This window comes from Nonomuraea sp. NPDC026600 (genome assembly GCF_040638335.1).
Taxonomy (GTDB): domain Bacteria; phylum Actinomycetota; class Actinomycetes; order Streptosporangiales; family Streptosporangiaceae; genus Nonomuraea.
The window spans coordinates 36247-55429 of sequence record NZ_JBEZYD010000039.1; the positions used below are offsets into that span (position 1 = coordinate 36247).

General features: G+C 68.4%; 18 protein-coding genes. 12 read left to right on the top strand and 6 right to left on the bottom strand.

Annotation, left to right across the window (positions count from 1 at the left end):
* Positions 1–2: 2 nt before the first annotated feature.
* Entirely contained in the window at positions 3–1196 is a 1194-nt protein-coding gene (locus tag AB0F17_RS52610; RefSeq protein WP_358040355.1) for an MFS transporter, read from the bottom strand.
* Between the two features lie 104 nt (positions 1197–1300).
* Between AB0F17_RS52610 and AB0F17_RS52615 the strand changes: the two genes are divergently transcribed.
* Together AB0F17_RS52615 and AB0F17_RS52620 are read left to right on the top strand one after the other, a co-directional pair.
* On the top strand, positions 1301–1546 hold the full coding sequence (locus tag AB0F17_RS52615; protein WP_225290234.1) for a type B 50S ribosomal protein L31: 246 nt from the start codon (positions 1301–1303) through the stop codon (positions 1544–1546).
* Positions 1547–1631: 85 nt separating this feature from the next.
* Entirely contained in the window at positions 1632–1865 is a 234-nt protein-coding gene (locus tag AB0F17_RS52620; protein WP_358040358.1) for a DUF3040 domain-containing protein, read from the top strand.
* 2 nt (positions 1866–1867) lie between these two features.
* On the opposite strand, the gene AB0F17_RS52625 is transcribed toward AB0F17_RS52620, so the two are convergent.
* Positions 1868–2572, bottom strand: a complete 705-nt coding sequence (locus tag AB0F17_RS52625) for a maleylpyruvate isomerase family mycothiol-dependent enzyme (RefSeq protein WP_358040361.1) — start codon at positions 2570–2572, stop codon at positions 1868–1870.
* Between the two features lie 159 nt (positions 2573–2731).
* Positions 2732–3469, bottom strand: a complete 738-nt coding sequence (locus AB0F17_RS52630; RefSeq protein ID WP_358040364.1) for a hypothetical protein — start codon at positions 3467–3469, stop codon at positions 2732–2734.
* Between the two features lie 192 nt (positions 3470–3661).
* On the opposite strand from AB0F17_RS52630, the gene AB0F17_RS52635 reads away from it, so the two are divergent.
* Positions 3662–4534, top strand: a complete 873-nt coding sequence (locus tag AB0F17_RS52635) for a sugar kinase (protein WP_358040367.1) — start codon at positions 3662–3664, stop codon at positions 4532–4534.
* Here the strand turns inward: AB0F17_RS52635 and AB0F17_RS52640 are convergent.
* The gene (locus AB0F17_RS52640) at positions 4531–7794 is read right to left on the bottom strand and encodes a discoidin domain-containing protein (RefSeq protein ID WP_358040370.1); all 3264 of its coding nucleotides are present in this window, start codon (positions 7792–7794) and stop codon (positions 4531–4533) included. The genes AB0F17_RS52635 and AB0F17_RS52640 overlap by 4 nt on opposite strands.
* Before the next feature lie 238 nt (positions 7795–8032).
* Here AB0F17_RS52640 and AB0F17_RS52645 point away from each other — a divergent pair, with 238 nt between their 5' ends.
* The 9 genes from AB0F17_RS52645 to AB0F17_RS52685 all read left to right on the top strand — a co-directional run bounded on the left by AB0F17_RS52645 (position 8033) and on the right by AB0F17_RS52685 (position 17321).
* Complete coding sequence (locus AB0F17_RS52645) at positions 8033–9019, top strand: LacI family DNA-binding transcriptional regulator (RefSeq protein ID WP_358040373.1); 987 nt, start codon at positions 8033–8035, stop codon at positions 9017–9019.
* 94 nt (positions 9020–9113) lie between these two features.
* Positions 9114–10463: an extracellular solute-binding protein gene (locus AB0F17_RS52650; protein ID WP_358040376.1), complete on the top strand. Its 1350-nt coding sequence runs from the start codon at positions 9114–9116 to the stop codon at positions 10461–10463.
* Positions 10464–10468: 5 nt separating this feature from the next.
* Positions 10469–11335: a sugar ABC transporter permease gene (locus AB0F17_RS52655; protein WP_358040379.1), complete on the top strand. Its 867-nt coding sequence runs from the start codon at positions 10469–10471 to the stop codon at positions 11333–11335.
* A 125-nt stretch (positions 11336–11460) separates the two neighbouring features.
* Positions 11461–12321 (top strand): carbohydrate ABC transporter permease, encoded by an 861-nt coding sequence (locus AB0F17_RS52660; RefSeq protein WP_358040381.1) that lies wholly within the window; start codon positions 11461–11463, stop codon positions 12319–12321.
* A gap of 3 nt (positions 12322–12324) precedes the next feature.
* Positions 12325–13839, top strand: a complete 1515-nt coding sequence (locus AB0F17_RS52665) for a glycoside hydrolase family 13 protein (protein ID WP_358040383.1) — start codon at positions 12325–12327, stop codon at positions 13837–13839.
* Entirely contained in the window at positions 13836–14363 is a 528-nt protein-coding gene (locus AB0F17_RS52670; RefSeq protein WP_358040386.1) for a carboxymuconolactone decarboxylase family protein, read from the top strand. Before AB0F17_RS52665 ends, AB0F17_RS52670 begins: the two co-directional genes overlap by 4 nt.
* A gap of 116 nt (positions 14364–14479) precedes the next feature.
* The gene (locus AB0F17_RS52675) at positions 14480–14833 is read left to right on the top strand and encodes a hypothetical protein (protein ID WP_358040389.1); all 354 of its coding nucleotides are present in this window, start codon (positions 14480–14482) and stop codon (positions 14831–14833) included.
* A 223-nt stretch (positions 14834–15056) separates the two neighbouring features.
* A complete protein-coding gene (locus AB0F17_RS52680; RefSeq protein WP_358040392.1) occupies positions 15057–16241 on the top strand; it encodes a right-handed parallel beta-helix repeat-containing protein in 1185 nt (394 codons plus the stop codon).
* A 303-nt stretch (positions 16242–16544) separates the two neighbouring features.
* Positions 16545–17321: a hypothetical protein gene (locus AB0F17_RS52685; protein ID WP_358040395.1), complete on the top strand. Its 777-nt coding sequence runs from the start codon at positions 16545–16547 to the stop codon at positions 17319–17321.
* A 16-nt stretch (positions 17322–17337) separates the two neighbouring features.
* Here the strand turns inward: AB0F17_RS52685 and AB0F17_RS52690 are convergent, their stop codons facing one another.
* Together AB0F17_RS52690 and sigJ are read right to left on the bottom strand one after the other, a co-directional pair.
* On the bottom strand, positions 17338–18162 hold the full coding sequence (locus AB0F17_RS52690; protein WP_358040397.1) for an NAD(P)H-binding protein: 825 nt from the start codon (positions 18160–18162) through the stop codon (positions 17338–17340).
* Positions 18159–19052, bottom strand: coding sequence for an RNA polymerase sigma factor SigJ (gene sigJ, locus AB0F17_RS52695; RefSeq protein ID WP_358040400.1), 894 nt, complete (start codon positions 19050–19052; stop codon positions 18159–18161). Before sigJ ends, AB0F17_RS52690 begins: the two co-directional genes overlap by 4 nt.
* Positions 19053–19183 lie beyond the last annotated feature (131 nt).

Consider the following 19183-nt stretch of genomic DNA (forward strand, 5'->3'; position numbering starts at 1 on the left):
GGCTACCTTACGTGTTCGCCGGAGGTCGCTCGCTCTGTTCGCCCACGGCGATCGTAGGCCACCAGGGACAGGGCGCCGAGCCCACAGGCCGCCGCCACCGCGATCATCACCGTGGGGTATCCGGCGAACTGCGCCACACCGGCCGCGAGCAGGGGGGCGACGGCCTTGGCCACGGTGATCGGCAGGGCCAGGGCGCCGCTCAGCGTCGCGTAGGCGGCGGTGCCGTACCGGTCGGCGAGCAGCGCGGGACGGGCGATGGTGCTCACCCCGAACCCCAGCCCGAACAGCACCACCGCGCAGATCGCGCCCGCCACGCTCCGCCCGGCCACCGGCAGCAGCAGCGCGGCCGCGCCCTGCAGCGCGAACACGGCCGCTGTGATCAGCGCCACCGGCCACCGCCCCTGCAGGCCGGTGGTCACCAGCCGGCCGGTCACCGACAGCACGCCGAGCAGGCCCGCCACGGTCGCCGCGAAGATGGGGGAGTGGCCGAGCGTGATCAGGTACGTCACGAGCAGCACGCCCATGACCGCCACGGCGCCCGTCTGCGTCAGGAACGCCGCCGCCAGCAGCCAGAACGGCCGTTCCCGCAGCGCCGCCCCGACGACGCGCCGGTCCGTGTGCGCGGAGAAGGGACGGCTCCGCACGGCCAGGAAGTGCAGGGGTACGGCCGTCACGGCGTATCCGGCGGCCAGGATGACCAGCGCCTGCCGCCACCCGTACCGATCGACGAGGAAGCCCGTCAGAGGCAGGAAGACGCTGGACGCGAAGCCGGCGACGACGGTCACGGCGAGCAGGGCCCGCGCCCGCCGCGCCGCGTCGAACCGGGCGACGATGACCGCGAACGCGGCCTCGTACAGCACCATCGCGGAGGCGACGCCGAGCACCGCGCACACCAGGTAGAGCTGGATCAGGTTGTGCACCTGCGACCAGGCGAGCACGGCCGCCGCGCCGAGCGCCGAGCCCGCCGTCATCAGGCCGCGCCCGCCATGCCGGTCGAGCCATCGGCCGATGGGCGGCGCCACGACCGCCGAGACGAGTACGGCCAGCGTTATCGCGCCGGTGAGTTCGGCGACACCCGCGTGCATATCGTGGGCCATCGGGGTGATGAAGACGGAGAAGGCGTAGTAGAGAATGCCGTATCCGGCGGTCTGCGTGATCGCCAGTGCACCGATCAGGCGAGCAGACGAGGCGATCACGAATGGTTTCGTTCCCCTTCATCCCGCTGTGGACACTGTGACATGACTCCCACACACCTTCGAATCCAGGGAATGAAAACCATTGTCGTACGGTTGCAGGGGGCATGAGAAAGAACCTGCACCCCTCGTACCAGCCCGTCGTCTTCCGCGACCCGAGCGTCGGGTTCGCCTTCCTCACCCGCTCGACCCTGACGAGTGACAGGACCGTCGAGTGGGCGGACGGCCACACCTACCCGGTCGTCGACGTCGACGTCTCCTCCGCGAGTCACCCCTTCTACACGGGACGCGGGCGGGTCCTCGACACCGCCGGTCGCGTGGAGCGCTTCAAGCAGCGCTACGGCAAGGTCTGATCTCCACTTCCGCCCGGTGGAAGCGGTATGTGCCGGTTACTTCCGGGTACATGGCTTTCACCGGCGCGGAGTGATGGTGGTCACAATGAGTCTATCTGGAAGGGAACGCCGCATCCTCGGGGAAATCGAGCAGGCACTTGAGCTGGAGGACCCCGACCTGGCGCGGCGTGTAGCCGCAATCAACAAGATCGAGACAGGATCCGACGCGGGTTTTTACCGCGCGCGGATGCAGTCGTGGGCTACGGCGCACATCTGGCTGATCGTACTGCTCGGAGTGGTCGTCGTGCTGTTGCTCCTGCTGGCGGTCATCACCGCCTGAGCTCAGGCCAGACACCTCAGAGCAGAGGCGACCCGCGGGTCGAGCTCGTCGTCGGGCGTCAGACGCCCCACCGTCGCCTCGACGAACTCCGGGAAGGACAGCGTCGTGGTCAATCCGGCCGTGTTCACCCGGATCTGCTCGGCCGTCTGCTCGATCCGGACCTCGGCCTCCTGCTCCGACAGGGCGAACCGGCCCACCGCCACCCGCCAGAGCGTCCGGGCGTCGGCCTCCTCCTTCGGCACCGGGGCGCCGACGTCGTCGGCGTGCGTGGCGTACTCGGAGTCGTAGTGGAAGGCCTGCATCCCCACCGGGTACAGGCCGGCCATCGTGTCGAGCAACGCGTCCCGCCCGAGCTCCCGCATGCGGCGCCGGGTGTCGGCGTTCTCGGTCCGCCACTCCTGGAGCACCCGTTCCACGGGCATGGTCCGGCGCTGGCGTACGCACCACTCGTTGAAGTCGTGGAAGCCGTTGACCCCTTCCCTGGCGAGGCGGGCCAGCAGGTCCTGCACGTTGCCGTCGAGACAGGCGTGGTTGTAGAGCTCCTCGCCCGCCAGGTGGCCCAGGACGTCGCGGACCGACCACCCCTCGCAGCGCGACGGCCGCGCCCATCCGGCGTCGTCGAGTCCGGTGAAGAAACGGTCTAGCCGGGCCGCCTCGGCGTCGAAGACGTCGAACGGATCGAACTCTTTCAACAGGTCCTCAGCCATACCTCGAAGCTACCCCTCGGGTCGTGACTCTCACGGACGGCGCGGCGAAGGCCGGTCAAGACAAGGCCGTCGGGCTCAGGCAAAGCAGCGGCCCGGCCCCCGTACGGGGACCGGGCCGCTACCTCGGTGTGACTGGCGGTACCAGCTACCTGGATGTGACTAGCGGGACCAGCGCGGGACGACCCGCACGTAGTCCGTGTCGCTCGTCGCGCCCTCGAGCTCGTCGTCACCCGCGTACACGGCCTTGAACAGGCCGCTCTTGTACGCGCGGGTGTCGGCCTCGAACCGGCCGTTCCAGCCGGTGCGGTCGGAGGCGACCCACTTCCAGCCGCTGGAGCCGTTGGCCTTGTAGAAGATGCTGACCCGCTCGCCGCGGACGCCCTTCCAGCGGTCGTCGTCGTTGACCTGGAGACGACCGGAGAACTCGATGCTCCTGCCCTTGCGGACCTTCGACGGGTCGGCGCTGAAGCGCGAGATGCGCGTCTCCGCCTTGCCCTTCTGGATCTCTACGGCGAAGAACGCGGTGTCGGTGTCGACGACCTTGCCGTCCTTGTCGTAGGCCTGGGCGGTGGCCTTCCACTTGCCGTCCTGGTCGTTCTCGTTGAACGGGACGGAGAAGCGCCAGCTCTCGACCTTGTTGACGTCCTTGGCCCGCAGGGTGCGGAGGCGCGGGTCGACCGGCTCCACACTGAGCTGGACCTTCTCCACGTCCGAGCTGGCGTCGACCTTGAAGAAGGCCTCCGTCTCGCTACCGGCCTTGACCACGACCGGGTTCGGTGAGATGTCCCTGATGTCGACGGTCGGAGCCTTCGTCGTGGCCGACGCGGCACCGGCGCCTGAGATCAGGAGCGTCCCGCCCACAAGGGCTGAGACGATTCCTACAGCGATGTTCTTCATGAGGGTGCTGATTCCTCTCATTCCCCGTTTTTGCTGAGGCCGGCTCGGGATCGCCGACCTCCTCTACTACTTTGATGCATTTGATGGGGACAATGTTCGTTAAAGTTACAGAAAATATTTGATCACGGCCGTGACCAGGAACGTTACCGAAAAATCCGATTTGTTATGTCGTGACCGACTACAGTCGGCCGCATGACCGACGTCTACACGCTCGGCGAGGCGCTGGGGGTCGTGTCCAGTGGCCGGGTACGTCATGAGACCGAAGCCCGGTTGGACGTCACCGGCCCGGAGTTCAACCTCGCCATAGCCCTGTCCCGGCTCGGACATCGGGCTGCCTACCTGGGCAAGGTCGGCAACGACGAGCTGGGCGCCAGGATCCTCACCGTGCTGAAGGGCGAGGGTGTCGACGCGGCAGACGTTCGGGTCATCGAGGGCGCGCACACCGGGCTGCTGCTCAGGGAGTCACGCGTGGGCCGCGAGCAGCGCCTCACGCACTACCGCAGCGGATCGGCCGGAACGACCCTGACGCCGGGCAACGTGCCCATCGACAGGATCGGGTCCTCGAAGATGCTGCACGTCACCGGCCTGACGGCGGGCCTCGGCAGGGACGCCCTGGAGGCGGTCCGCACGGCCGTGAGCGCGGCCAAGACCGCCGAGGTGGTCATCTCCTTCGCCGTCGAGTACGTACCCGCCCTCTGGCCGTCGGTGCGCGAGGCCGAGGAGGTGCTGGGCGAGCTGGCCTGCGCCTCCCACCTGCTCTTCCTCGGCCAGGACGAGCTCGACCTGGTCAAGCCCGCGCTCACGCCCGAGCGCGAGGTCGTGGTGAACCGCGGCGCCAAGGGCGCGAGCGTACGGGCGGACCGCATGCGGTACGACGCGCCCGCCCTGCAGGTGCCGATCGTCGACACCGCCGGCTCGGGCGACGCGTTCGTGGCCGGTTACATCAGCGCCGCCCTGGACGGGCTGACCCCGCCGGAGCGTCTGCACCGCGGGACGCTGTTGAGCGCCGCCGCGGTGACCAGCGCGAGCGACTGGCAGGGCCTGCCCATCAGGGCTGATATTTAGGGATTTACCGTGATGGCAAAGGTCGACGTCGTGTTCTTGATGTTCTGAGCGTTGTTGCTGAACCTCAGGTTGTTGAACGTGACGGAGCCGACGGCCGGGCCCTGACCCGGCTCGGGCAGCTCGTTGGCCCAGAGGCCGAAGCCGGACTTGGCGTCGAGGGCGTCACCGCTCTTCTGGGCGCCGCTGATCGACACGTTCGTGAAGATCGTGTCCGTGACCGGGTTCTGCGGCTGCTGACCCACGTAGTTCGTCTGGAACATGATGCCGTGGTAGGTCGGATCGACGATGTCCAGGTTGCTGACCCTGATCCCCTGGAACACCTTGGAAGCGGAGAACACCCACATCGCCGGGAAGGTCTGCTGGCCCCAGAAGTGGCCGCCGGTCCTGACCAGCGAGATGTTCTCGAAGCTCGTGGGCGGGCTGGCCCCGAAACCGAGCATCTGGATGCCGAAGTCCAGCGAGCTGATCGTGACGCCCGAGTAGACCAGCGTGTCGGCGATGTAGATGTTCCGGAAGGTGTTGGCGTACCCGCCGTAGACCGCGACGCCCGCCGCCCGCCAGGTGAGCAGCGACGTCAGGTTCTCGAAGACGTTGTCCCGCTGCTCGCCGTTGTTGATGTCGATGGCGGAGAACAGCGCGAAGCTGTCGTCACCGGTCGAGCGGGCCTCGATGTTCGTGACCAGGTTGCCGGTGCTGCCGTTGGTCATGTTGATGCCGTCCGCGAAGGTGTCGCGGATGCGTGAGTTCTTGATCGTCATGTTGTCGGTGTTGGTGCCCCAGAGCAGGCACATCTGGTGCTCCACCCAGATGTTGTCGATCACCATGCTCGCCACGCCCGTGAGGTCGAACACCTTGCCGGGCCCGTCGTTGCGTGAGGTGTAGTTGCCGAAGGAGGCGAAGTTCGCGAACGTCGACCCGTTGGCCGTGGCGTCCGCGCGGAAGCCGGTGTCGGTGTTGTCCTGGCCCGAGGGTGAGATGAACCTGGTGAACCACGGCCCGGCCCCGACGACCTTGACCGCCTTGCCGTACACCTGGAACTTACTGGCGGTCTGGTAGTCGCCCGCGGGCAGGTAGACGCCGACGAGCGTGCTGTCCTGGCGCACCTTGTCGAGCGCGTTCTGCACGTCCAGATGGGTGAATCCAGCCGGTACGGCATAGTGCGCCGGGTCCGGGTTGGCGATCTGTGTCACCTGCTCCAGGTCGACGAAGTCGATCGTGTACGTCGAGCCGTTGGCCGTGTCCTTCTGCAGCTTGATCTTGTGGCCCGCCTGGACCGTGGTGCCGAGCAGCAGGTTGGCCTCGTCGTAGATGTGCCGCGGCGCCCCGGAGTCGGGGGAGTTGCCGGGGCTCGCCTCGGCGCCGTAGAGCCAGGCGTAGCGGGAGGTCAGGTCGATCGTCTTGAGGAAGGTGCCGTCGACGTAGACGTTCAGCGTCGAACTGTTCCCGCCGCCGCCCGCCGCGTCCGGAATGGAGAACCTGGTGACCAGCGTGTTCGTGGACGCCCTGGTGGTGAACTCGACGTACGAGCCGTTCGTGCCCAGCGTCACCGCCCGGCGCCCGGACGCCTCCCCGGCGAGGTCGCCGATGGTCCGGTTCGGGCCGATCCGGGTGGCGCCGCCGCCGATGGCCGCGTCCTCCGCCTCGTAGGTGTCGTACGGCATATGGGCGCCCCGCCCGACGAACAACTGCTGCGTGCTGGTGTTGTTGGCCCGCTTGACCGGCAGTTCGTTGGCGTCGTCCGCGAGCACCACCTTGACCGTGTACTTGCCGTTGGCGGCGGCCCAGGTGCCGAGCCCGGCCGGTCCGGCGGTCGCGCCGGGGGCGATCGCGCCGCTGGTGGCGCCGGTCAGTGTCTTGACGACCGTGCCGGACTCGTCGGCGATGGTCAGCGTGATGCCGTGGGAGCCGCCGCTGGAGGCGATGGTGCCCTGGTTCTTGATCCCCACCGAGAACGTCACGGTGTCACCCTGAGCGGGATTGCCCGGCGTCCAGGCCACCGGCGCGGCGATCAGGTCGGCGGTGTCGACGGGTTTCACGGTCAGCGACGCGGTGGCGGTGTTGTTGCCCTCGTTCAGCTCGACAACCTTGTTGTCCTCGTCGGCCTTGGCGCTCACCTGGTAGGTGCCCGCGTCACGCGTGCCGATGGTGCTCGACACGGTGGCCGAGGCCCCGGCGGCCAGCGCGCCCACGTTCGCGCTGCCTGCCTTGACGGTGCCCAGGTAGAAGGTGACGGAGGTCGCGGCGGAGGGTGCGGTGCCGGAGTTCTTCACGGTGGCCGACAGCGTGACCGCGTCGGTCTCGACCGGAGCCGCCGGCGAGGCGGTCAGCCCGCTGACCGTGAGGTCGGGGTTGGCCGACGGGGTGCCGAAGACCTGGAACTCGGCGACCTGCCCGCCGGGCGCCCCCGAGTTGGCGGTGATCTTGAGCTGCACGTCCGCGACCCTGGCCGTCACCGGGATCGTCACCGAGTTGCCGGTGGCCGGGTTGAAGGTGTAAACAGCCTGCGCCACCAGGCTGGTCAGGCCGGTGGCGCTCTGCTCGCGACCGAGCACCTGGATGGTCTGCGTACGCGTGGCCCAGGCGGGGTCGGGGTTGAGCTTGAGCACGATGGAGGTCAGGTCGGCGTCCGCGCCGAGCTGCACGGTCAGCGTGCCGGGGTAGGCGGCGCCCTCCCAGTACGTCTGGACGTTGCCGTCGTTGGCGTTCGCCGCCACGTAGGTGTGGGTGTGCGACGACTCGATGATCGGCTTGCCGGTCGCCAGGTTCGTCCCGTCGCCTGGATTCCCGGGGTCCGCCTGGCCGTACACCTCGAACTCGGCGAGCTGCCCGGCCGGCCAGCCGCTGTTCGCGGTGATCTGGAGCCGGACATAGCGCGTGCCGGTCGCGCTGACGGCGATCGTCGCCGTGGGGTTGAAGGTGTAGGTGGCGGCGTCCTTGATCGTGCTGAAGCTCGTCCCGTTCGCGCTGCCCAGCACGGTGAGCGTCTGCGTACGGCTGGGCCAGCCGCTGGGCAGCTTGAGCGTGAGCTGGTTCACGGTGGCGGCCGAGCCGAGGTCCACCTGCACCCACTGCGGGAAGGCGTTGTTGGCCGACTCCCAGTAGGTCGCCTGGTTGCCGTCGGTGACGTTGGGCGCGGGGTAGACGTCGGTGTGGCTGCTGGCGGTGGCGGTCTTGCCCGCGGCGAGGTTGGTGTCGGCCGCCCACGCGGGGGCGGCCAGGAATCCGATGACTAACGCAAGGGCGGCTAGGACAGCTCTCATGGGGGATGGCCCTTCGAGGAAGACGTTGGGCGAACCATAAGATGGCGAGCAGATACCAGCAATATTTCGACGAGATTTCGCAAACAATTGACTGACAGATGATGGCCGGCAAGCGTCTCCCTGGCTGGTCAGAAGTGTGAAGTGCGCTGAACATCCGCAAGAACCACCCGCAAGAGGGCGACGTCTGATCCCCGTAAGCGGTTGCAAGTATTTGCGTGATCAGCCTTATAGTTTGCGCATGACACGACGACTCGCAGAGGTGGCCAAGAAGGTCGGGGTGAGCGAGGCGACGGTGAGCCGCGTGCTCAACGGCAAGCCCGGGGTGTCGGAGGCGACCCGTGAGGCCGTGCTCACCGCGCTCGACGTCCTCGGCTACGAGCGCCCCACCCAGCTGCGCGGCGACCGGGCCCGGCTGGTCGGCCTGGTGCTGCCCGAGCTGCAGAACCCGATCTTCCCCGCGTTCGCCGAGGTGGTCGGCGGCGCGCTCGCCCAGCAGGGCTTCACCTCGGTGCTCTGCACCAGGACGGTCGGCGGCGTCTCCGAGGCCGACTACGTCGATCTGCTGCTCCAGCAGCAGGTCAGCGGTGTGGTCTTCGCCGGCGGCCAGTACGCGCAGGCCGACGCGTCGCACGCCCATTACGCGCTGCTGCACGAGCGCAAGCTGCCCACGGTCCTGGTCAACGCGGCCGTCGCCCACCTCGACTTCCCGCAGGTGTCGTGCGACGACATCGTGGCCGCCGAGATGGCCCTGGCCCACCTGCGGGCGCTCGGTCATGAGCGCGTCGGCATGGTGCTCGGCCCCAAGGACCACATGCCGTCGCGGCGCAAGCTGGAGACGTTCCTGACGGGTGGGGGCGACCCTGAGCTGGTCGAGCACACGATGTTCTCGCTGGAAGGCGGGCACGCGGCCGCCGCGCGGCTGGTCAGGCGGGGGGTGAGCGGCGTCATCTGCGCCAGCGACCTGCTCGCGCTCGGCACGGTCAGGGCGGCCCGGCGCGCGGGGCTGTCCGTGCCGGCCGACGTGTCGGTCATCGGCTTCGACGACTCGGCGCTGATGAACTGCACCGATCCGCCGCTGACCACGGTCCGCCAGCCGATAGACGCGATGGGCCGGGCGGCCGTGGACCTGCTGGTCGCCCAGATCGACAAGGCCGTGGTCCCCGCCGACGAGCTGCTGTTCGAGCCGGAACTGGTCGTACGGGCCTCAACAGCGAGAAAGACGTGATGTAGTCGTTATATTGCAATCCGCTGTCGCAATATTGCGGACATCGGTCGGCGAACCTATGGTGTGGGCACCTCGCATTTAGAAGGGTCAGCCCATGCAGAGATCCACAGGACTGTTAGTCGTCACCGTTCTCGGCCTGTCCGCCACGGCCTGTGGTTCGGGCGAGCCCGCCAAGTCCACGGCGGGCGGAGCCGCCCCGGTGTCGATCACGGTGGCCTGCCAGCCGGCGAAGTCCGCGCCCAAGGAGCGGCAGGCTTGGGACGACGACGTGGCCACGTTCGTGAAGGCGCACCCCGGCGTGACGGTGAAGAGCACGGACCAGCAGCCGTGTTACGACCCCAAGACGTTCGGCCCCAAGCTGGCGGGCGGCCAGATGGAGACCGTCTTCGTGGTGCCCGTGACCAACTACAACGACGTGATCGGCCAGGGCCAGGCGCTCGACATCACCCCGTACACCAGCGAGATCAAGAACTGGAACGACCTGCGCTCCGACGTCAGGGAGCTGGTCACCAAGGACGGCAAGGTGTACGGCGTCCCGAACGTGCACTACGGCGTGGGCCTGGTCTACAACCGCGCGCTGTTCACCAAGGCCGGGCTCGACCCCAGCACCCCGCCCAAGACGTGGGCCGAGGTCCGCGAGGCGGCCAAGAAGATCGCCGGACTCGGCGCCGGGTACGTCGGCTACGGCGAGTACTCCGGCGGCAACACCGGCGGCTGGCACTTCACCCAGGCCATCTACGGCCGCGGTGGCAGCATGGTGACCGACGACGGCAAGAAGGCCGCGTTCAACTCGCCCGAGGGCAAGGCCGTGCTGCAGAACCTGCACGACATGCGCTGGGTGGACAACAGCATGGGCAACAAGCTCCTGGTCGGCTGGGAGTCGCTGATGATGGCGATGGGCAGCGGCAAGGTCGGCATGATGCTCGGCGCTCCCGACGTGGTCACCGACGTCGTCAACAAGTTCAAGGGCAGCGTCGCCGACTACGGCATCACCGGCTTCCCCGAGGCCAAGGCGTCGCTGAGCGGCGGCGAGGCGTTCATGGTCAACCCGAAGGCCACGCCCGCCGAGGCCAAGGCGGCACTGGAGTGGATCGACTTCCGCTTCGACACCGCCGGCAAGGGCCGGTTCGACTTCGCCCGCGGCAAGACGCTCGGCAACCCCGTCGGCGTACCCGACAACGACGTCTTCGGGGACTCGGCCACCGGCAAGGCGATCCAGCAGGACCGCACGGCGAACGCCACGCTGCCGGTCACGAACTACCAGCCGTACGTGGACGCCGCGGCCACGGTCCCGCCGAAGGCCGAGCCGGTACACGCCCAGGAGCTCTACGCCATCCTCGACGTGGCCATGTCGGGTGTGCTGAGCCGCCAGGACGCCACCATCGACAGCCTGCTCTCCGACGCCGAGACCAAGGCCAACTCGATGCTGGCGACCAAGGGCTGACCTGCATGCGTGTTCTCAGGCGCAATCTGACGGCCTACGGGTTCCTGTGCGCGGCGCTGGCGTGCTTCGCGGTGTTCGCGTGGTATCCGATGATCAGGGAGTTCGTCCTCAGCTTCCAGAAGACCACCCTGGTCAACTCGCCCACCTGGGTGGGGCTGGACAACTTCCTGACCGTCATCCGGAACCCGTCGTTCGGCAAGGCGTGGCTGAACACCGTGGAGTTCACGGCACTCGCCCTGCTCTGCGGCTACGCCGTGCCGTTCGTCATGGCACTGGTGCTCAACGAGTTGCGCCACGCCCGGGCCTACCTGCGGTTCGTGGTCTACCTGCCGGTCATGCTGCCGCCGATCGTCGCGGTGCTGCTGTTCAGGTGGTTCTTCGATCCCGGGCCCGGGATGTTCAACCAGTTGCTCGACTTCTTCCACCTGCCCGCGCTGGCCTGGCTCGACTCCTCGTCGACCGCGCTGATCTCCCTGGTCATCGTGGCCACCTGGATGAACATGGGCAGCGCGACGCTGATCTACCTGGCCGCGCTGCAGAACATCCCGCCCGAGCTGTACGAGGCGGCCGAGCTCGACGGGGCCGGAATCTTCAAGCGGATCAGGCACGTCACCATCCCGCAGACCCGGCTGATCCTGCTGCTCATGCTGATGCTGCAGGTCGTGGCCACCATGCAGGTGTTCATCGAGCCGTACATGCTGACCGGCGGCGGCCCGGAGGACGCCACGATGACCGTGGCCTTCCAGATGTACCAGTTCGCGTTCACGCTCCAGGACTACGGCGCGGGCGGCGCGCTCGGCATGATGCTCATGATCGTGCTGCTCGCCTTCGCCGCCATCCAACTGCGGCTGACCAGGGAGGACAAAGCATGATTTCCCGGCGAGGGAGCGCCGTCGCCTGGAGGAGGAGCGCCGGGAGCGAAGCGACCAGAGCGACGGGGGAAGGCGGCGGCATTGGGCGACCGAGCCCGCCGCACGAAGTGCGGCAAATAAGCAGGGTGCAGTTTCGTACCATCGTCTCGCCGCACCAGCTCAACAGCAGGTGGGGGCGGCGCATCTACTGGACCGTGCTGATCGCGGTCGTCACCGGCTCCACCCTGGTCTTCGTCTTCCCGCTCTACTGGATGATCACCGGCGCCATGAAGACGGGCGAGGAGATCGCCCAGATGCCGCCGACCCTCTTCCCTGCCCATCCCACGTTCGACGCCTTCATCGAGGCGTGGGACCTGTTCGACATCGGCGTCCTGCTGAAGAACACCGCGTTCTACGCGCTGGGCGCCTGGGTGTTCTCCATGGCCGTGGACGTCGCGGCGGCGTACGCGCTGTCGAAGCTCCGGCCGATGTTCGGGAACGTGGTGCTGGGCGCGATGCTGGCCACGCTGATGATCCCGCCGATGGTGGTGATCATCCCGCTGTACGTCACGATCGTCGACCTGCACCTGCTGAACAACGCCTGGGGGCTGTGGTTCCCGGCGGCGGCGAACGGCTTCAACATCTTCCTGCTCAAGCGCTTCTTCGACTCCATCCCGCGGGAACTGGTCGAGGCGGCCCAGATCGACGGCGCCGGACCGCTGCGGGTGCTGTGGTCGGTGATCCTGCCGATCTCCCGGCCGATCCTCGGCGTGGTCTCCATCTTCACCGTCGTCACGGCCTTCAAGGACTTCCTGCTCCCGCTGCTGGTCATGACCGACAGCGAGAACATGACGGTCAGCGTGGGCCTGTCGCAGACCGCCGGCGCGGTGTCCCAGAACCAGATCATGGGCGGTCTGGTCATCTCCAGTATCCCGATGATCATCGTTTTCTTCATCTTCCAACGACACATCATGGCGGGCCTCACCGCCGGGAGCATTAAGGGATAGCGCATGTCGCAAACGTGGTGGCGGGGGGCCGCGATCTATCAGGTCTACCTGCGCAGCTTCGCCGACGGCAATGGTGACGGCATCGGCGATCTCGCCGGGCTGCGCTCGCGCCTGCCGTACCTGAAGGATCTCGGCATCGACGCCATCTGGCTGAACCCGTGGTACCCGTCGCCGATGGCCGACGGCGGCTACGACGTGGCCGACTACCGGGGCATCGAGCCGGTGTTCGGCACGCTGGCCGAGGCGGAGAAGTTCATCGAGGAGGCGCACGAGCTCGACATCAAGGTCATCATCGACGTGGTGCCGAACCACAGCTCCACCGAGAACACCTGGTTCCAGGAGGCGCTGGCCGACCGCGGGGCCAGGGACCGGTTCTGGTTCCGCGACGAGCCGAACGACTGGCAGTCGATCTTCGGCGGGCCCGCCTGGACGCGGGTCGCCGACGGGCAGTGGTACCTGCACCTGTTCGCCCCCGAACAGCCGGACTTCAACTGGGACGACCCCGAGGTCCATCGCGAGTTCGAGGACGTGCTGCGCTTCTGGTTCGAGCGGGGCGTCGACGGGTTCCGGATCGACTCGGCGGCTCTGCTGGTCAAGTCGGAGACCTCGTACGAGGACCTCGACGAGGTGCACGAGGTCTACCGGCGCTGGCGCGAGATCGCCGACGAATACGGCGAGCGGGTGCTGATCGGCGAGGTGTGGCTGCCCGACCAGGAACGTTTCACCCGCTACCTGCGCCCCGACGAACTGCACACCGCCTTCAACTTCGACTTCCTGTCCTGCCCCTGGGAGCCCGCCGAGCTGCGCCGGGTCATCGACCTCACGCTCACCACACACGCGCCGGTCGGCGCCCCGCCGACCTGGGTCCTGTCCAACCACGACGTCACCCGCCCGGTGACCAGGTACGGCCGGGCGGACACGACGTTCGCGCACGGCGGCCGCCTGCACGGCGTGCCCTCCGACCCGGAGCTCGGCCACCGCCGGGCCAGGGCGGCGGCCCTGCTGGCCATGGCGCTCCCCGGCAGCGTCTACGTCTACCAGGGCGAGGAGCTCGGCCTGCCGGAGGTCGAGGACCTGCCCGACGACCAGCGCCAGGACCCCATGTACCACCGCTCCGGGGGCACCAATCGGGGCAGGGACGGCTGCCGCGTGCCGCTGCCTTGGGCGGGCGACGAGCCGCCGTTCGGCTTCGGCGGGACCCGCACCTGGCTGCCGCAGCCCGAGAGCTGGCGCAAGGTCACGGCCGAGGCCCAGGCGGCCGACCTCGGCTCGATGCTCAACCTCTACCGCACCGCGCTCGCCCATCGCCACGACCTGCTCGGCGACGGCACGCTCACGTGGCTGACAATGGGCCCCGACGTGCTGGCCTTCACCCGGGAGTCCGGCCTGACCTGCGTGTCCAACCTCGGCGCCGCTCCCGTACGGCTGCCGGCGGGCCGGGTACTGCTGGCCAGCGGCCCCCTGGAGGACGGCGCCCTGCCGTCCGACACGACCGTCTGGCTAGCATCGCTGGAATGAAGCGCCTGCCATCCATGCCACCGGCCCACCTCGACGCCGACGCCAGGGCCCTCCATGAGAAGATCACCGCGGGCCCACGCGGCACCTCGATGCTCGACGACGAGGGCGGGCTGGTGGGCCCGTTCAACGCCATGCTGCTCAGCCCGCCGGTGGGCGACGCGCTGCAGGAGCTCGGGGCGGCGATCCGTTACCGCTCCGGGCTGAGCGCCCGGGCCAGGGAGATCGCGATCCTGGTCGTGGCCGGTCACTGGGACAGCGCCTTCGAGCTGCGGGTGCACGAGGAGATCGGGCGCGGGCTCGGGCTGACCGAGGACGAGCTCGCGGCCCTGCGTACCGGGGCCGCGCTGGAGCTGGCCGATCCGGACGAGGACGCGGTGCTCCGCGTCACCAGGGCGCTGGTGACGCGGGCCGACCTGGACGACTCGGAGTACGCGGAGCTGGGGGAGAGCGTGGTGTTCGAGCTGACCACGCTGGTCGGCTACTACGCCACGCTCGCGCTCCAACTACGCGTCTTCCGCGTTTAGCCAGCGCTGTCCCCTCTCTTGAAGTGTCGTTCGGGAGCCCTCCCGAGTGGCGCTCCTAGACTCCATCGCAGGGTCTGGTCGTACGGAGAGAACAAGAGAGGGACAACATGCATCGGATGGCTACAACCTGCTTGGCAATCGCCTTCGCCGCCGTTGCCGCCGTGCCCGTCGCCGCGGTTCCGGTCTCGGCCTCGGCTGTGAAGACGCCGGACGTCAAGGCGTGCTTCGACGGGAAGTGCAAGATCACCATCACCACGGCGGTGAAATTCCGCGTCTCCGGCCAGCTCGGCTTCACCTGGCTGTCGATCGCCCGAGTCGATTCCAGCGCGGTGAAGGTACAGGGGACGGGACCCGGCGTCTCCTCGGCCACGACGCTCGGCGTGGGCGGCAGCGGGTCGGTCGGCAAGCTGTCCGTGAAGGTGTCGTCGATCACCGACGCGTCGGCGACCGTCCACCTCGCACCACGCTGACCCGCGCTTACCCCCTTCCATCCGCCGCTCAAGCCGGCGGCGGGCCGCTCCCGCCTGGAACGCTTCGGGTTGACACCAAGTTTCGGGCAGGGACGGGGAGTCCCTCCGGGCGGATCGGCATCCTTCCAAGAGGCTCGGCACCGGTGACCGCAGGGGGCGTCGTGGGACGTCCACACGCCGCGGTCCCCAGGTCGTTTCCGGCCTATCCGGAAGGGGATAGCACGTGCCTCAACCATGCCCACGCCAGATCGGGGGCGCCCTGGTCCTGACACTGGCCGCGTCCGGCAGCGCGGCGGTGATCATGCCGGTGCTCCCGGCCACGGCCACCCGGGTGGACGCCACCTGCGCCAACACGACCAGCGACGCCAGGATCATCCAGACCGCCATCGACTCCTCCAGAGAGGGTGGCGAGGTCGTCTTCAAAGGCCCGTGCCTGATCAACAAGACCATCACCCTGCGCGGGCGCCGGACGTACCGGGGCGATGCCAAGGCCGGGACGGTGATCAAGCAGGCCGACGGCGCGAACCTGCCCGCCATGCTGGCCTCCGAGTCCTGGGTCACCAACCAGCCGTACAGCTCCGACCCCGTACGCATCGAGCGGCTCACTCTCGACGGCAACCGCGACCACAACACCGGCACCGTGGGCCTGATGCTGCGTTCGTGGGACAGCCGCGTCTATGACGTGGACATCCTCGGCGCGCCCGCCGACGGCATCCGCATCAGCAACCCGTCCAAGAACGGCACCACGCTACGCAACACCATGGTCAACAGCGTGATCAGCGACGTCTACATCGAGCGGTCGGGCGGCTCCGGGCTCAGGGTGGTCGATCCCGGCAACGCCGTGAGCGACTGGACGTTCCAGCGCTCCTGGATCGGCTTCAGCGGTGCGAGCGCCATCGAAACGGACAACGCGGCCGGATGGACGTTCAGCGACCTGCACGTGTACGCGACGCCGAAGAACGCGATCGACGCCCACCGCTGCTTCGGCACCTCCATCCGGAACAACTACATCGAGGACTTCGGTACGAAGGCCACCGGCAAACAGACCTATTACGGCATCCGCTGCGACCTTCAGGGCGAGGCCGGCACCACGATCTCCAACAACCGGATCCACAAGTTCGGCGCCGACACGCTGACCCAGTCCAAGAAGACGCACCAGGCACCCACCGGCCAGCAGCCGGACACCCGCTTCGTCTACCTGGCCCTCGACGCCGTGAACTACGGCACCGGTCACGCCACCGTGACGGGCAACACCATCCTCGGCCACGGCACCAGGCAGGAGACCGGCCTGCTGTTCAGGAAGGGCAAGGGCGACAGGATGTCCATCGTCTCGACCGGCAACCTGGTCGATGACGTCGGCATCCCCCGTACGACCGGCCCCGGCGTGCGGCTCAGCAGCGGCTACTGATCCGTGCGTCAACACCAGGTTGACGCAGCTCTATCGTCAACCTATGGTTGACGCATGACATCCGCCAGTCGTTTACGTTCCGGAAGAATGCCCTGGCCGGGCCCCTCATGAGAGGTACACGCCCGGCGTTCTGCCTCGCCCTCGCAACCCTGATCCTGGTCGCCGTGGTGATCGGAGCGCTGTGACCGACGACCACCAGCGCGAGGACTCGGAAGGTTCCAGGCATTTCGAAGTGGGCCGATCGCGGACCGTGTCTGGATAGCGTCCTTCTCGCTTGATCATCCACACCTATGGGGGAGCAGAATGAGAAGGACGTTGGGATACGTCGGTGCGTTGGCGCTGGCGAGCGTGGTGGCCTCGGCCTCGGTCCCATCAGCGGTCTGGGCGGAGGCGACGCACTCCACGGCGGTGGTGAGCGCCGACCGTACCGTGTGGCTGAACCCCGGTCAGACACTGAAGGCCGGCGACTCCGTACGTTCGACCAACGGCGCCTATGTCCTGCAGCAGCAGGAGGACGGCAACCTGGTGCTCTACCGGGGGACCACGCCGCTGTGGAGCAGCCAGACCGGCGACAGCCCTGGCGCGTTCGCCGCCATGCAGAGCGACGGCAACCTGGTCGTCTACCGGGGAAGGACGCCCCTGTGGGCGTCCAACACCGGCGACAGCCCAGGCGCCCGCCTCGCGGTGCAGGACGACGGCAACCTGGTGATCTACGACGGCAAGACGCCGCTGTGGAACCGCCATGCCACGATCAGTGTGCTCGCCCCCGGCTACCCGCTCAAGCCCAACCAGTACGTCCGCTCCCGCAACGGCGACTACCAGCTCGTCCAGCAGGAGGACGGCAACCTGGTGCTCTACCGCGCCCGCCGGGCCCTGTGGAGTTCCAAGACCGGCGGCCACCCCGGCGCCGTCACCCAGATGCAGAAGGACGGCAACCTGGTCGTCTACCTGGGCACGACGCCGCTGTGGGACTCCGAGACCGGCAAGAACCCGGGAGCCCGGCTCGAAGTGCAGGACGACGGCAACGTCGTCATCTACGACGGCCGCCGCCCGCTCTGGTCCACGAAGACGGGCTCGTAGCCGGGTCCTTGGACGGTCAGTTCCGGAAGGCGCCGGCGTGGTCGGTGACCCACTCGGCGTAGGTGCGCGGGGGGCGGCCGAGGATCCGCTCCACCTCGTCGGTGATCGGGGCGGGCTTCCCGACGCTGTCCGCGAAATAGCGCAGCATGGAGTCGAACTGCTCGCCGCGCACCCCCGGGCTGTGCGCCATCATGGCCTGCTTCGCCAGGTCCGCGCTGATCTCCTCGTACCGCAGCGACCGGCCCAGCACCGAGCCGATGATCTCCACCTGCTCGGCGAAGGTCAGCCCCTGCGGCCCGGTCAGCGCGGGCGCCTGCCCCAGCAGTTCGTCCCCGAGCAGCGCCCGCACGCCGACGGCGGCGATGTCCGCCTCGTGGATCGGCGAGGTACGGGCCTCGGCGTACGGTCCGCGGATGACGTCTCCGGCCCGGAGCTGTGGCACCCAGCGCAGGGAGTTCGCGGCGAAGGCGCCGGGGCGCAGATGCGTCCATTCCGGGACGGCGGCCTCCACCGCCTCCTCCAGCGCCCGGTGGACCGCGGCGTTGCCGCCCTCCTCCGGGTCCGCCTCCTCGGCGACGACCAGGGCCGAGACGGTGACGACCCGCCGCACCCCCGCCGCCTTGGCCGCCTCCAGCAGGGCGAGGGAGCCGCCCGTGCTGTTCAGCACGAGGGCGGACACGCCGTCGAAGTCGGGACGGGCGCTGTCACACGCCTCGACCCCTTCGGGGAAACGGGCCGCATCGGGGGTACGGGTCAGCGCGCGTACCTTCACACCCTTGGCGGCCAGCTCGGCGATGAGCGGCCGGCCGATGTTGCCGGTGGCTCCGGATACCAGAATCATGCGGTGCCTCTTTCCAAGTGGGAGAGTTTGTCGGGGTTCGTCACGGCGTAGATGCCGCGTACCTGATCGCCGTCGGGGACGAGATCGAGGACGATGACCGCGAACGGCGTGTCACCGGACAGCAGCAGCGCCGACGGATCGCCGTTGACGGTACGGAAACGGATGTTGAGATCAGAGACAGGCCGCCGGGTCGCGTTGCCGACGATGATGCGGGCGATCTTGTCCCGCCCGTGGACCGGCCGCAGACCGGCCGCCCGCGCCTTGCCCCCGCCATCGGCCCACATGACCACGTCCGGCGCCAGCACCCGCATGAGCGCGTCGAGGTCGCCACCGGCGACGGCCGCGATGAACCGCTCGGTCACCTCCTGCCGAACCCGCGGGTCGGCCTGGTAACGCGGGCGCCGGGCGTGCACGTGCTCGCGGGCGCGATGAGCGAGCTGCCGGATCGCCGACGGGCTGCGGTCCAGGATGCCGGCGATCTCGGTGTGGGCGTACCCGAAGACCTCGTTCAGCACGAACACCGCCCGCTCCAGCGGCGTGAGCGTCTCCAGCACCACCAGCAGCGCCATCGACAGCGATTCGGTCCGCACCGCCGGATCCACGGCGTCGGGCACCTCGGTGATGAGCGGCTCGGGCAGCCAGGGACCGACGTAGTCCTCCCGGCGGCGGCTGATGCTCTGCTGCCGGGCCAGCGCCCGGTTGACCGCGATCCGCACCAGGTACGCGCGCGGGTTGACGATCTCCTCACCCGCCGCGCTCCTGGGCGCCCAGGCCAGCCAGGTCTCCTGCAGGACGTCCTCGGTGTCGGCGACGCTGCCCAGCATGTTGTAGACGATAGAGAACAGCAGCTCCCGATAACCGGTGAAGACGCTCGTCGTCTGCTCGCTCATCGTGTGCCCCTCCTTCCAGAGTCACTATCTGAGAGCGGCACCGCACCCCGGAGTGTGACCAGATCCCGGCAAATGTGACCCGCATCTCACCGATGTACAGAATGAGAAGACGGCTCCGACTCTTCCGTGAG

What these genes read in the sequence shown, in the direction of transcription:
- AB0F17_RS52665 (WP_358040383.1), top strand. Translation starts at nt 12,325, where the DNA reads ATGTCGCAAACGTGGTGGCGGGGGGCCGCGATCTATCAGGTCTACCTG.
- AB0F17_RS52615 (WP_225290234.1), top strand. Translation starts at nt 1,301, where the DNA reads ATGAGAAAGAACCTGCACCCCTCGTACCAGCCCGTCGTCTTCCGCGAC.
- AB0F17_RS52685 (WP_358040395.1), top strand. Translation starts at nt 16,545, where the DNA reads ATGAGAAGGACGTTGGGATACGTCGGTGCGTTGGCGCTGGCGAGCGTG.
- AB0F17_RS52645 (WP_358040373.1), top strand. Translation starts at nt 8,033, where the DNA reads ATGACACGACGACTCGCAGAGGTGGCCAAGAAGGTCGGGGTGAGCGAG.
- AB0F17_RS52670 (WP_358040386.1), top strand. Translation starts at nt 13,836, where the DNA reads ATGAAGCGCCTGCCATCCATGCCACCGGCCCACCTCGACGCCGACGCC.
- AB0F17_RS52625 (WP_358040361.1), bottom strand. Translation starts at nt 2,572, where the DNA reads ATGGCTGAGGACCTGTTGAAAGAGTTCGATCCGTTCGACGTCTTCGAC.
- AB0F17_RS52640 (WP_358040370.1), bottom strand. Translation starts at nt 7,794, where the DNA reads ATGAGAGCTGTCCTAGCCGCCCTTGCGTTAGTCATCGGATTCCTGGCC.
- AB0F17_RS52620 (WP_358040358.1), top strand. Translation starts at nt 1,632, where the DNA reads ATGAGTCTATCTGGAAGGGAACGCCGCATCCTCGGGGAAATCGAGCAG.
- AB0F17_RS52630 (WP_358040364.1), bottom strand. Translation starts at nt 3,469, where the DNA reads ATGAAGAACATCGCTGTAGGAATCGTCTCAGCCCTTGTGGGCGGGACG.
- AB0F17_RS52655 (WP_358040379.1), top strand. Translation starts at nt 10,469, where the DNA reads ATGCGTGTTCTCAGGCGCAATCTGACGGCCTACGGGTTCCTGTGCGCG.
- AB0F17_RS52675 (WP_358040389.1), top strand. Translation starts at nt 14,480, where the DNA reads ATGGCTACAACCTGCTTGGCAATCGCCTTCGCCGCCGTTGCCGCCGTG.
- AB0F17_RS52650 (WP_358040376.1), top strand. Translation starts at nt 9,114, where the DNA reads ATGCAGAGATCCACAGGACTGTTAGTCGTCACCGTTCTCGGCCTGTCC.
- AB0F17_RS52635 (WP_358040367.1), top strand. Translation starts at nt 3,662, where the DNA reads ATGACCGACGTCTACACGCTCGGCGAGGCGCTGGGGGTCGTGTCCAGT.
- AB0F17_RS52690 (WP_358040397.1), bottom strand. Translation starts at nt 18,162, where the DNA reads ATGATTCTGGTATCCGGAGCCACCGGCAACATCGGCCGGCCGCTCATC.
- sigJ (WP_358040400.1), bottom strand. Translation starts at nt 19,052, where the DNA reads ATGAGCGAGCAGACGACGAGCGTCTTCACCGGTTATCGGGAGCTGCTG.